The organism is Pantoea dispersa (genome assembly GCF_014155765.1).
Classification (GTDB): Bacteria; Pseudomonadota; Gammaproteobacteria; order Enterobacterales; family Enterobacteriaceae; genus Pantoea; species Pantoea dispersa.
Genome location: NZ_SCKT01000001.1, coordinates 1221884 through 1234296, shown reverse-complemented (window position 1 = coordinate 1234296; position 12413 = coordinate 1221884). Strand labels below are relative to the sequence as shown.

Annotated in this window: 13 protein-coding genes; 6 read left to right on the top strand and 7 right to left on the bottom strand. The window is 59.5% G+C overall.

Going from position 1 to position 12413, the window contains the following annotated elements:
- The first annotated feature begins 22 nt into the window (after window positions 1-22).
- Genes ribH through pgpA form a run of 4 tightly spaced genes read left to right on the top strand, consistent with a single transcriptional unit; the run spans window position 23 to window position 2434 of the window.
- On the top strand, window positions 23-493 hold the full coding sequence (ribH, locus tag H7K56_RS05980; RefSeq protein WP_058769383.1) for a 6,7-dimethyl-8-ribityllumazine synthase: 471 nt from the start codon (window positions 23-25) through the stop codon (window positions 491-493).
- A gap of 19 nt (window positions 494-512) precedes the next feature.
- Window positions 513-932 carry a transcription antitermination factor NusB gene (gene nusB, locus H7K56_RS05975; protein ID WP_031279648.1) on the top strand — a complete coding sequence of 140 codons (420 nt, stop codon included), beginning with the start codon at window positions 513-515 and terminating at the stop codon, window positions 930-932.
- A 46-nt stretch (window positions 933-978) separates the two neighbouring features.
- On the top strand, window positions 979-1956 hold the full coding sequence (thiL, locus tag H7K56_RS05970; RefSeq protein ID WP_021507164.1) for a thiamine-phosphate kinase: 978 nt from the start codon (window positions 979-981) through the stop codon (window positions 1954-1956).
- The gene (pgpA, locus tag H7K56_RS05965; protein ID WP_021507165.1) at window positions 1943-2434 is read left to right on the top strand and encodes a phosphatidylglycerophosphatase A; all 492 of its coding nucleotides are present in this window, start codon (window positions 1943-1945) and stop codon (window positions 2432-2434) included. Before thiL ends, pgpA begins: the two co-directional genes overlap by 14 nt.
- Before the next feature lie 155 nt (window positions 2435-2589).
- On the opposite strand, the gene H7K56_RS05960 is transcribed toward pgpA, so the two are convergent.
- The 4 genes from H7K56_RS05960 to xseB form a co-directional block, all read right to left on the bottom strand.
- Window positions 2590-3564, bottom strand: coding sequence for an aldo/keto reductase (locus H7K56_RS05960; protein WP_150361499.1), 975 nt, complete (start codon window positions 3562-3564; stop codon window positions 2590-2592).
- A 67-nt stretch (window positions 3565-3631) separates the two neighbouring features.
- Window positions 3632-5497 (bottom strand): 1-deoxy-D-xylulose-5-phosphate synthase, encoded by a 1866-nt coding sequence (dxs, locus tag H7K56_RS05955; protein WP_058775224.1) that lies wholly within the window; start codon window positions 5495-5497, stop codon window positions 3632-3634.
- Window positions 5498-5516: 19 nt separating this feature from the next.
- Entirely contained in the window at window positions 5517-6416 is a 900-nt protein-coding gene (gene ispA / locus H7K56_RS05950) for a (2E,6E)-farnesyl diphosphate synthase (RefSeq protein WP_021507168.1), read from the bottom strand.
- A complete protein-coding gene (xseB, locus tag H7K56_RS05945; protein ID WP_021507169.1) occupies window positions 6416-6658 on the bottom strand; it encodes an exodeoxyribonuclease VII small subunit in 243 nt (80 codons plus the stop codon). The genes ispA and xseB overlap by 1 nt, the downstream gene beginning before the upstream one ends.
- Window positions 6659-6892: 234 nt before the next feature.
- On the opposite strand from xseB, the gene thiI reads away from it, so the two are divergent.
- The gene (gene thiI, locus H7K56_RS05940; protein ID WP_021507170.1) at window positions 6893-8341 is read left to right on the top strand and encodes a tRNA uracil 4-sulfurtransferase ThiI; all 1449 of its coding nucleotides are present in this window, start codon (window positions 6893-6895) and stop codon (window positions 8339-8341) included.
- Window positions 8342-8481: 140 nt separating this feature from the next.
- On the opposite strand, the gene yajL is transcribed toward thiI, so the two are convergent.
- Together yajL and panE are read right to left on the bottom strand one after the other, a co-directional pair.
- Window positions 8482-9093, bottom strand: coding sequence for a protein deglycase YajL (gene yajL / locus H7K56_RS05935; protein WP_150361500.1), 612 nt, complete (start codon window positions 9091-9093; stop codon window positions 8482-8484).
- The gene (gene panE / locus H7K56_RS05930) at window positions 9047-9967 is read right to left on the bottom strand and encodes a 2-dehydropantoate 2-reductase (protein WP_058757963.1); all 921 of its coding nucleotides are present in this window, start codon (window positions 9965-9967) and stop codon (window positions 9047-9049) included. The genes yajL and panE overlap by 47 nt, the downstream gene beginning before the upstream one ends.
- A 127-nt stretch (window positions 9968-10094) precedes the next feature.
- Between panE and H7K56_RS05925 the strand changes: the two genes are divergently transcribed.
- Window positions 10095-10586 carry a YajQ family cyclic di-GMP-binding protein gene (locus H7K56_RS05925; protein WP_021507173.1) on the top strand — a complete coding sequence of 164 codons (492 nt, stop codon included), beginning with the start codon at window positions 10095-10097 and terminating at the stop codon, window positions 10584-10586.
- On the opposite strand, the gene H7K56_RS05920 is transcribed toward H7K56_RS05925, so the two are convergent.
- Window positions 10583-12349, bottom strand: a complete 1767-nt coding sequence (locus H7K56_RS05920) for a sigma-54-dependent Fis family transcriptional regulator (protein ID WP_150361501.1) — start codon at window positions 12347-12349, stop codon at window positions 10583-10585. The genes H7K56_RS05925 and H7K56_RS05920 overlap by 4 nt on opposite strands.
- Window positions 12350-12413 lie beyond the last annotated feature (64 nt).

Genomic DNA, 12413 nt, shown 5'->3' with positions numbered 1-12413 from the left:
AACAAACACCCAAAGGATATGTATGAAAGTTATCGAAGCTGCTGTTGCCACGCCTGATGCCAAGATTGCCATCGTAATCGCGCGTTTTAACAATTTCATCAATGACAGCCTGCTGGACGGTGCAGTTGACGCGCTGAAGCGTATTGGCCAGGTCAAAGCGGAAAACATCACCGTGGTCTGGGTACCGGGCGCTTACGAGCTGCCGCTGGCGGCACGCGCCCTGGCGAAAACCGGCAAGCACGACGCGATCGTTGCACTGGGCACGGTGATCCGTGGCGGTACCGCACACTTCGAATACGTGGCGGGTGAAGCCAGCTCCGGCATCGCTCACGTAGCGATGAACAGCGAAATTCCGGTGACCTTCGGCGTCCTGACCACCGAAAACATCGAGCAGGCGATTGAACGCGCCGGCACCAAAGCGGGTAACAAAGGCGCCGAAGCGGCCCTGACCGCACTTGAAATGATTAACGTATTGAAAGCCATCAAAGCCTGATTTTTGTAAGGGGAATTTTGTGAAACCTGCTGCTCGTCGTCGCGCCCGTGAGTGCGCTGTCCAGGCGCTTTACTCCTGGCAGTTGTCTAACAACGACATTGCCGATGTGGAATACCAGTTTCTGGCGGAACAAGACGTCAAAGACGTCGATATTAGCTATTTCCGCGAACTGCTGGCCGGTGTGGCGACCAACAGCGCGTTCCTGGACGGCCTGATGAAGCCTTACCTGTCGCGCCAGCTGGAAGAGCTGGGCCAGGTAGAAAAAGCCATCCTGCGCATTTCGCTCTATGAACTGAGCAAGCGTGACGATGTGCCGTACAAAGTGGCGATCAACGAAGGTATCGAACTGGCTAAAGTGTTTGGTGCTGAAGACAGCCATAAATTTGTTAACGGCGTGCTGGATAAAGCCGCTCCGCAAATTCGACCGAACAAAAAATAAGTGCAAAAGGCCGGCTCACCGGCCTTTTTTCATTGAGACCTGACTTATGTCCTGTGGTGAATTCGAACTGATCGCACGTTATTTTAACCGCGTCACCAGCTCCCGCCGCGATGTGGAGAAGGGAATTGGTGACGACTGCGCGTTACTTAACGTGCCGGAAAAACAGACGCTGGCCATCAGCACCGATACGCTGGTGGCGGGCGTGCATTTCTTACGTGATATCCATCCGGCCGATCTCGGTTACAAAGCGCTGGCGGTTAACCTGAGCGACTTGGCGGCGATGGGCGCCGATCCGGCATGGTTAACGCTGGCGTTAACCCTGCCCGAAGTGGATGAGCCGTGGCTGGCGGCGTTCAGCGACAGCCTGTTTGAGCTGCTGGATTATTACGATATGCAGCTGATCGGCGGCGATACCACGCGCGGGCCGCTCAGCCTGACGCTGGGCATTCATGGCCTGGTGCCGGCGGGCCGTGCGCTGAAGCGCGCCGGGGCCAAACCGGGTGACTGGATTTTTGTCACCGGCACGCTGGGCGACAGCGCTGCCGGCCTGTCGCTGCTGCAGCACCATCATCGCCTGAACGATCCGGCGGTGCATGAAGTGCTAATCAAGCGTCATCTGCGCCCGATGCCGCGCGTGCTGCAGGGCCAGGCGCTGCGTAATCTGGCGACGTCAGCCATCGATCTGTCCGATGGCCTGATCTCCGATCTCGGCCACATTCTCACCGCCAGCCGCGTCGGTGCCCGCATCAATCTGGATGCGCTGCCGCTGTCGGCTGCGTTGCGCGATCACTTCGAGCCGGAACAGGTGTTGCGCTGGGCGCTGAGCGGGGGTGAGGATTATGAGCTGTGCTTTACCGTGCCGGAAGTCAATCGTGGTGCGCTGGATGTGGCGCTGGGGCATCTTGGCGTGGCGTATACCTGCATCGGCCAGATCGCGCCGGAAGCAGAAGGGTTGACGCTGCTGGAGAACGGCAAGCCGCGCAGTTTCCATCACAAGGGATTTGATCACTTTGACGCTAAATAAAGATGTGGCCAAAAGCCGTCTGCGCATGGCCAATCCGTGGCACCTGCTGGCGACCGGTTTTGGCAGCGGCCTGAGCCCGATTATGCCCGGCACCGCCGGTTCAATTGCCGCTATTCCCTTCTGGTGGCTGATGACGCTGCTGCCGCTGCAGTTGTATTCGCTGCTGGTGCTGATTGGCATCAGCGTGGGTGTCTACCTGTGTCACCGCACCGCGCGTGATATGGGTGTGCACGACCATGGCAGCATCGTGTGGGATGAATTCATCGGCATGTGGATTACGCTGATGGCGATACCGGCGATGAGCTGGCAATGGGTGCTCGCCGGCTTTGTGATTTTCCGTATTTTCGATATGTGGAAGCCGTGGCCGATTCGCTGGTTCGACCGTAACGTGCACGGCGGCATGGGCATTATGGTCGATGACATTATCGCCGGGGTCATTTCAGCGGCGATTTTGTATGGCCTGGGGCTGGTGCTTTAATGCACCAGGTGCGCATGAATGCGCACCCTACAGAAAGCGTTGCCATGAATGCGTTGCCGCAGGCAGATCGCCAGGAATGCGTAGCCCGCAGGCAGGTCGCCATGCATGCGCTGCCTGTGACATCAGGTCGCCCTGAAGGCGACCTGACTGGACCGTTACTCGAATCCCACCACCGGATGCGGTTGGTAGACGCTCTCCAGCTCGGCGATATCGGTTGAACTCAGCTCCACGTCTACGGCTTTCACCAGCTCGGCAAACTGCTGCTCGCGCGAGGCACCAATAATTGGCGCGGTAACCACCGGCTTATGCAGCAGCCATGCCAGCGCCACCTGCGCGCGCGTTACGCCTTTGTCCGCAGCCACCGTTGCCAGCCGTTGCGCAATCGCCGCGTCATTCTCTTCGGTGCCGGTATAGAGTTTTTCCATCACGTTATCCGACACCGAACGCGCAGTGGTTTCTCCCCACGGACGCGTCAGCTTACCGCGCGCCAGCGGGCTCCACGGCATCACCGCGATGCCTTCGCGCTGGCACAGCGGATGCATCTCTTTCTCTTCTTCGCGCTGAATCAGGTTGTACTGATCCTGCATACTGACAAAACGCGCCCAGCCATGCTGCTGCTGTAACTGCAGCGCCTGCGCAAACTGTGTGGCATGCATCGAGGAAGCCCCGATGTAACGCGCTTTGCCTGACCGCACTACCTGATCGAGCGCTTCCAGCGTCTCTTCAATCGGCGTGGCGTAATCCCAGCGATGAATCTGCAGCAGATCGACATACTCCATGCCAAGCCGCGTCAGGCTGTCATCAATCGACTGCAGAATATTGGTGCGCGACAGCCCCTGCGACAGGTTGCTCAGCGGAAAGTAGACTTTAGTCGCCACCACCACCCGATCGCGCTGCGCGTAATCTTTGAGCGCGCGGCCGAGGATCTCCTCACTGCTGCCGTCGGAGTAGCTGTTAGCGGTGTCGAAGAAGTTGATGCCCGCGTCCAGCGCCTGCTTAATCAGCGGTCGGCTGCTCTCTTCCGGCAGCGTCCAGGCGTGATTACCGCGCAGCGGATCGCCATAGGTCATACAGCCTAAACAGAGACGTGAAACCTGCAGATCGGTCTGGCCTAAACGAACGGTTTTCATGAAGGGCTCCTGCTCTTATGCGTGGGGTTTTACCCTCAAGCATAGCAGCAGGAGCGGGGAAGGGCGGTTACTGCGCCAGCCAGGCGGCGATTTGCTGCTGGATGCCTGCGGCGTCCAGCTGATAATCCTGACGCACTTCTTCCTGCGTCCCCTGCGGAATGAACTCATCCGGCAGGCCGAGGTTAAGCACCGGCACGCGCAGGCGTTTCGCCATCACGTATTCATTGACGCCGCTGCCGGCACCGCCTTTGATCGCGCCTTCTTCCAGCGTAATCAGCGCGTCGTGGCTGGCCGCCAGTTCGCTAATCAGGGCTTCATCCAGCGGCTTAACAAAGCGCATGTCGACCAGCGTGGCGTTGAGCGCCTCGGCGGCGGCCTGCGCTTCCGGCAGCAGAGTACCAAAGTTGAGGATGGCCAGCTGCTCGCCGCGACGCCGGATGACCCCTTTGCCAAGCGGCAGGCTGGCCAGCGGTTCCAGCGTGGCGCCGGTGCCGGTGCCGCGCGGATAGCGCACCGCGCTCGGGCCATCCTGATAGTGGTAGCCGGTGTAAAGCATCTGACGGCACTCGTTTTCATCGCTTGGCGTCATGATCACCATGCCCGGCACGCAGCGCAGATAGGCGATATCAAACGCCCCCTGGTGCGTCTGGCCGTCGGCACCCACGATACCGCCGCGATCGATAGCAAACAGTACCGGCAATTGCTGAATTGCCACGTCGTGAATCACCTGATCGTAGGCGCGCTGCAGGAAGGTGGAGTAAATCGCCACCACCGGCTTGTAACCGCCGATGGCCATGCCTGCGGCGAACGTCACCGCATGCTGCTCGGCGATCGCCACGTCAAAATACTGCTGCGGATAATCACGCGAGTAGCTCACCATGCCGGAGCCTTCGCGCATGGCCGGCGTCACCGCCATCAGCCGCGCATCGTCGGCGGCCATCTCGCTCAGCCAGTTACCAAAAATTTTCGAGTAGCTCGGCAGGCCCGGCGCGCTTTTCGGCAGCGAGCCGCTGGCCGGATCGAATTTTGGCACCGCGTGCCAGGTGATCGGATCTTCTTCCGCCGGCGCGTAGCCCTTGCCCTTTTTGGTCATGATGTGCAGGAACTGCGGCCCTTTCAGATCGCGCATATTCTTCAGCGTACTGACCAGCGTCAGCACATCGTGACCGTCGACCGGACCGATATAGTTAAAGCCCAGCTCCTCAAACAGCGTGCCCGGCACCACCATGCCTTTCAGGTGCTCTTCGGTGCGCTTCACCAGCTCTTTGATCGGCGGCAGCCCGCCCAGCACGCGCTTGCCGCCTTCGCGCAGGCGTGAATAGGTTTTCCCCGAGAGAATCTGCGCCAGGCGATTGTTCAGCGCGCCCACGTTCTCAGAGATCGACATCTCGTTGTCGTTGAGGATCACCAGCATGTCCGGCTTGATATCACCGGCGTGGTTCATGGCTTCAAACGCCATGCCCGCGGTAATCGCGCCGTCGCCAATAATACAGGCGGTGCGGCGACCTTTGCCTTCGCGTTCGGCGGCCACGGCCATGCCGAGACCGGCGCTGATGGACGTCGACGAGTGGCCCACGCTCAGCACGTCATATTCGCTTTCGCCGCGCCACGGGAACGGGTGCAGGCCATTTTTCTGACGGATAGTGCCGATACGGTCGCGGCGGCCGGTCAGAATCTTGTGCGGATAGGCCTGATGGCCGACGTCCCACACCAGATGATCAAACGGGGTGTTATACACATAATGCAACGCGACGGTCAGCTCGACGACGCCCAGACCCGAAGCAAAGTGGCCGGACGAGCGGCTCACGCTGTCCAGCAGATACTGACGCAGCTCGTCGCACAGGTCCGGAAGTTTTTCTTTAGGCAGTAAACGTAATTCCTGAACCGTGCCTGCTAACGCCAGTGTCGGGTATTTTGCAATATCAAAACTCATCAGAGACTCATTATATAAGTTATTTATCGCGTTCAATTATAAAGCTGGCCAGCGCCTGCAGAGCGGACGTGTCATACGACTGTGCCGCCAGCACCTCCAGCGCGCCCAGTGCTTCGCGATAGAGATCCTGCGCTTTGGCCCGCGCGTTATCCAGTCCCAGCAGCGCCGGGTAAGTACTTTTCCCCAGCGCCTGATCGGCTCCCTGGGTTTTGCCCAGAACGGCGGTATCGCCGACCACATCAAGGATGTCATCCTGCACCTGAAACGCCAGTCCGATGGCGTTGGCGTAGATATCCAGCTGCGGCAGCGCATCGCGGCCCGCGGCACCCGCAGTGAGGGCGCCGAGACGCACGGCGGCGCGGATCAGCGCGCCGGTTTTATGGCGATGGATCTGCTCCAGCTGGTTCAGGTCCACGGATTGGCCTTCGGCGGCTAAATCCAGCGCCTGGCCACCGCACATGCCGGCCACGCCGCTGGCCTGCGCCAGTTCGGAAATCATGGCAATGCGATCCTGCGGGCTTACGCCGGGCATCGGCTGGTCCGCAAGAATGGTAAACGCCAGGGTTTGCAGGGCATCGCCGGCCAGAATCGCCGTGTCTTCGCCATATTTGATATGGCAGGTTGGCTGCCCGCGACGTAACGCATCGTCGTCCATCGCCGGCAGGTCATCATGAATCAATGAGTAAGCGTGAATGCACTCCACCGCTGCGGCGGGGGCATCCAGGCTGGCCGCCTCGGCGCGCAGCATCTCGCCAGTGGCATACACCAGAAACGGGCGCAGGCGCTTACCGCCTAATAGTGCCCCATATTGCATGGCGTTCACCAGAGGAGAACTCTGAAAAGGAAGTGGATCTATTAAGCGCGTCAACGCCTGGTTCACGCGCTCATGGTAGGCGCGCTGCAGTTGCACGAAATCCATTACTCATTTTCCGGCGTGAAAGGGGTGAGCGGGGCATCTTTGTCGTCGCTCAGCAGAATCTGCACGCGCTGTTCCGCCGCCTGCAGGGTTTGCTGGCCGCTGCGTGCCAGCTGTACGCCGCGCTCGAATTCATTCAGCGCCTCTTCCAGCGGCAGTTCGCCACTCTCCAGACGGCTGACAATTTGTTCCAGCTGCTGCAGTGCGTTTTCAAAACTCACGGGCGCTTCGGCTTTTTTCGGCATAATCAGTGTCGACTCACAGGTTGGGACATTATGTTGCAATCGGTCATGGTAGCCGACGGGCATTGATTAGCAAAATAATCAATGCGGCGAAGGTTGCTTACAGCAGTCACCCGACAAAGGTGATATACTTGCGCGCCTCGGATGCGGTGGCTGATGCCAACCCGCAATTATATGATTTTACCAGCTAAGTGTTGATGATTTTAGCACTTATTTGCCCAACGAAGCTGTGTCGCCATGAAGTTTATCATCAAGCTCTTCCCTGAAATCACCATCAAAAGTCAGTCGGTGCGCCTGCGCTTTATCAAAATTCTGACCGGTAACATCCGTAATACCCTGCGCACCCTCGACGAAGAGATCGCCGTGGTGCGCCACTGGGATCACATCGAAGTGCGCGCGAAGAAGGAAGCGCTGCGTGCCACCGTCACGGAAGAGCTGACGCGCATTCCCGGTATCCACCATGTGCTGGCGGTCGAAGACCGCGCCTATACCGACATGCACGATATCTTCGAGCAGACGCTGGCGCTCAACCGCGAGCGGCTGGAAGGCAAGAGCTTCTGCGTGCGCGTAAAGCGTCGCGGCAAGCACAGCTTTAGCTCGCAGGATGTGGAGCGCTACGTCGGCGGCGGTCTCAATCAGCACATTGAAAGCGCGCGCGTGCAGCTTAATCACCCGGATGTAACAGTGAATCTGGAGATTGAAGACGATCGCCTGCTGCTGATTACCGGCCGCTATGAGGGCCTGGGCGGCTTCCCGATCGGCACCCAGGAAGATGTGCTGTCGCTGATTTCCGGCGGCTTTGACTCCGGCGTCTCCAGCTATATGCTGATGCGCCGCGGCTGTCGTGTGCACTACTGCTTCTTTAACCTTGGCGGTGCGGCGCATGAAATCGGCGTGCGTCAGGTGGCGCACTATCTGTGGCAGCGTTTTGGCCGTTCACATCGCGTGCGTTTTGTCGCCATCAATTTTGAGCCGGTGGTGGGCGAGATTCTGGAAAAAGTTGATGACGGCCAGATGGGCGTGGTGCTGAAGCGCATGATGGTGCGTGCGGCGTCAATGGTGGCTGAGCGTTACGGCGTGCAGGCGCTGGTGACCGGTGAGGCGCTGGGCCAGGTCTCCAGCCAGACGCTGACTAACCTGCGTTTGATTGATAATGCGTCCGACACGCTGATTCTGCGCCCGCTGATCTCGCACGATAAAGAGCACATCATCAATATTGCACGTCAGATCGGCACCGAAGACTTTGCCCGCACCATGCCGGAGTACTGCGGCGTGATTTCGAAAAGCCCCACGGTGAAAGCGGTGAAGGCGAAGATCGAAGCCGAAGAGCAGAACTTCGATTTCGACATTCTGCAGCGCGTGGTGCAGGAAGCCAGCAACGTCGATATCCGTGAAATCGCGGAGCAGACGGAAGAAGAAGTGGTGGAAGTGGAAACCGTGGCGTCATTCAGCGGCAACGATGTGGTGCTGGATATCCGTTCAATTGATGAACAGGACGACAAGCCGCTGGCGCTGACCGGCGTGGAAGTGAAATCGCTGCCGTTTTATAAGCTGAGCACCCAGTTCGGCGATCTCGATCAGAGCAGAACCTGGTTGCTGTACTGCGATCGCGGTGTGATGAGCCGGTTGCAGGCGTTGTATCTGCACGAGCAGGGCTTTAAGAACGTGAAGGTGTACCGTCCGTAAGCGCGGGGGAGTTAAGCCTGGCGCGCCTGATTTCGGGTGCATGGGCAAAACCCGGTGCGCAGGAATGCGCACCCTGTAATCACCGCGACGAATAAAACTGTGCGCTGATCTCGTGGGGTCGCCATTGATGGCGACCTTTTTTACGCGCGTTCTTCAAATTCCTGATAATTATAAATCCCTGCCGCCAGCACCAGCTGTGACGCGACTTCACGCGCTTGCTCTTTATCCACCAGCAGATCAATCAGCTTCAGGGCAAAATCGATCGCCGTGCCCGGCCCCTGGCTGGTCAGCAGATTAACGCGCGGATCCCACACCACGCGGCGCTCCATCCATTTCACCTCCGGAATGGTGTGCTTCAGGCCGGGAAAACCGGTCATATTGCCCACCGGAAACAGGTCATGCGGTACCAGTACCGTGCCCGGCGCGGCACAGATCGCCGCCACAATTTTGCCTGACAGATGACACTGGCGTACCGTCTCCACCAGCAGCGGGCTGTCGCGGAAGGTTTCAGCGCCTTTGAGGCCGCCCGGCAGGACGATGGCGGCAAAATCGTTATCCGCCACTTCAACCAGCGGTGCGTCAGCCAGCAGGCGTACGCCGCGGGAGCAGACAATCTCGCGCGTGCCGTCGCTCTCCACGCTGGCGGTGGTCACCTTCAGGCCGGCGCGGACCAGCAGGTCGATAGTGGTGACCGCTTCGGTCTCTTCACTGCCATGGGCCAGGCAAACCAGCACTGATGCGTTCGCGCTCATATTGGGACTCCTTGCGTTTAATCAGGTCGTACAGGCGGGTGTTTTCCGGCAGTGCAATCCCCTGCGCGCGGGCGCGGCGCAGCAGGTAGCCGGTAATGTAATCAATTTCAGTCTGACGCTGCGCACGCACATCCTGCAGCATTGAGGAGACGTTGGCGGCGGTGCTGTCGATGACGTCGTAAATAATGTCGCGCAGGTTATCCAGCGCAATGTGCTGGCCCTCGCGCTCCATCACCCAGGCCAGCTCCTCGCACAACCGGTTAATCTGCTCCGGCCAGGCGCGCAGCGCGCCGTTCTGGCAGTCGTGCTCAACCGTCAGCGTGTTGATCACGCAGTTAACTGCCAGCTTGCGCCAGCTGGCGGACGCGATGTTATCGTGCCACGCCACGTCCGGCAGCGCCTGATGCAGAATATCGGCGATATCGCTCAGCGCCGCGCTTTCGCGGCTGGCAGGCCCGATGTGGGTGATGCCCTGCGCGACATGTTTAATCACCGTGCCGTCGCGCATCGCCGCGTGCGTGGTGATGCCGCGCAGCAGCGGCTGCTGCACTTCTTTGAGCTCTTCGATCGTACCCATGCCGTTGTGCAGCAGCAGGATCGGCGCGTGGCGCGGCAGTACGCTTTGCAGGTTTTTCACCGCAGGTGAAACCTGTGGCGCTTTTAGGGTCACCAGTAGCAGCTGGCTTTCAGCCAGAAACAGCGGATCGTTAGCGATGAAGGTGTGATTGCTGACGTGGCCCTGCGGATCGACCACGTTGACCGAACAGTACGGCTGCGGTACGCGCAGCCAGCCCTGAACGTCATGTCCCTGGCGTGCAAGGGCCGCGAGCCAGATTTGCCCCAGGGCGCCGCAACCCAACACGGTAATTTTCATTATGCCTCCCGCTGGCGGGTGGGTGAATGGGTGTCACACCCTTAATTATAGCTTTCCGCGTCGCGTGTTTTATTAGCGCGACAAGACGCGTATTATGCATGTCACTTTAGTATCAGGAGAAGAAAAGATGCCATCTTTCGATATCGTTTCCGAAGTCGAACTGCCGGAAGTGCGTAATGCGGTGGAGAATGCCAACCGTGAGATCTCAACCCGTTTCGATTTCCGCAACGTGAGCGCCAGCTTTGAGCTCAACGAAAAGAATGAGACCATCAAAGTCACCAGCGAATCGGATTTTCAGGTGAAGCAGCTGGTGGATATTCTGCGTGAAAAGCTGCTGAAGCGCGGCATTGAAGGCGCGGCGATTGAAGTACCGGAAGAGATTGTGCACAGCGGTAAAAGCTGGAGCGTTGAAGCGAAGCTGAAAAAAGGCATCGAAAGCGATGTCGCGAAGAAAATCGTTAAGCTGATCAAAGACAGCAAACTGAAAGTGCAGACGCAGATTCAGGGTGAAGAGCTGCGCGTCACCGGTAAATCCCGCGACGATCTGCAGGGTGCGATGGCGCTGGTGCGCGGTGGCAACCTGGGTCAGCCGTTCCAGTTCAAAAACTTCCGCGATTAATCCCCTCTGTCGCGCGCCGCACGACGATACAGCGTGCTGCGCGCGACCCCCAGCGCCTGCGCCGCTTTACTGATATTGCCGTCATAGCGCTGCAGCGTTTCACTGATCAGCTGTTCATCGTGGCGTTCGCGCAGCGGCGGTGCCGGCGGGCGGCGATACTCTGCCGGCAAGTGACTTTCCGTCAGCGTTTCGCCCTCATCGGCGAGCGCCAGCAGCACGCGCAGCAGACTGCGTAGCTGGCGCACATTGCCCGGCCACGGCTGCTGCGCCAGCGCCGTCAGCAGTGCCGGAGACAGCTGTACGCCACGCTGCGCGGCCCCCAGCTCCTGCCATAAATCGCGGATAAACCCGGCGACGTTCGGCCAGGCGCGCAGTGGCGGAAGGGTCAGGGCGAACTCCTGCAGACGATAGAGCAAATCTTCACGAAATTCGCCGGCGGTCACGCGCTGGGCCAGATCGCGATGCGTGGCGCAAATCACGGCAAAATTCACCGGCCAGCTGCGACTGGAGCCGAGTGGCGCCACCTCTTTTTCCTGCAGCACGCGCAGCAAACGGGTCTGCAGCGTCAGCGGCATATCACCGATTTCATCCAGAAACAGCACGCCGCCATCTGCTTCGCGAATTTTGCCGATGTAGCCATTTTTACTGGCGCCGGTAAATGCGCCGGGCTGGTAGCCAAACAGTTCGGATTCAATCAGCGCTTCGGGGATGGCGGCACAGTTGATGGCGACAAACTTGCCCGTGCGCCACCGGCTTTGCTGGTGCAGCGCGCGGCTGACATACTCCTTGCCGCTGCCGGTTTCACCATAAATGCACAGCGAAACGCCGGCATCCAGCAACCGCACCATTTTTGCGCCGTCAGCTCCCAGCACGCGCGGCAGATCTTGCGTGCAACTGTCCGGCACGCTGACGTGGCTGCGCTGCGGCGCGCGCAGGCGGAACCAGTAGCGCTGCGTGCCAATGTCGACCGCGGCGGGAACGCTGTTGGCCTGCTGCTGCAGTTGCGGAAACAGCTGCTGAAACGTCAGGCTGGCAAAGCGGTCGGCGCTGAGAGCCAGTTCGCGCATCGCCAGCCGGTTGGCTGCGGTCAGCACATTGTCAGAGAATACCAGCAGCAGTTCATCACTGGTGTCGATGCCCTGCGGCTGCGGATGCAGACTGAGCAGCCACTGCTGCGGATGCAGGCTCTGCTTCACCCACAGGTACTCGATCTGCTTTGCCGCTGCTTTCACCCGGTTCAGGGTATGCGGATGCGGAAAGTGTGCCGGACCCGAGATATCCAGCACGCCGGCTATCTGGCCGTTGGGCATCTGCAACGGCATCGCGGCGCAGTACAGACCCTGATTGCGCGTCAGGAAATGCTGCTGGCCATCAATTTCACAGCCGTCATCAATCGCCAGCGCGGTGCCAATCGCATTGGTGCCGCGTCCGCATTCACTCCACAGATTACCGGGAGCCAGGGCAAAGCGCTGGGCTTTCTCCAGCGCCTGCATATCGCCAAAGGTGTTCAGCACCAGCCCGCTGGCATCGGACAGGATCACCACCGACTGCGTCTCCGCCATCTGCTGCGCCAGCTGGCGGATGACCGGCTGCGCAAACTGCTGCAGCCCGGCGTTGCTGGCCAGCACATCGGCCAGCTCGCCCTGACGCACGCGCGGGAAATCGTCGGCGCTGCGCTCTAATCCATACAGCTGGCTGCGGAACCAGGAGTCGCTTAACAGCGGGTTGGCGTGCACGGCAGACGCGGCTGAATTTCCCTGCATGAATGACCTCAGAACGGCGTGTAAGTGTTGCAACATTGTAGCGTTCGGGTTTCTGCACTGTTGC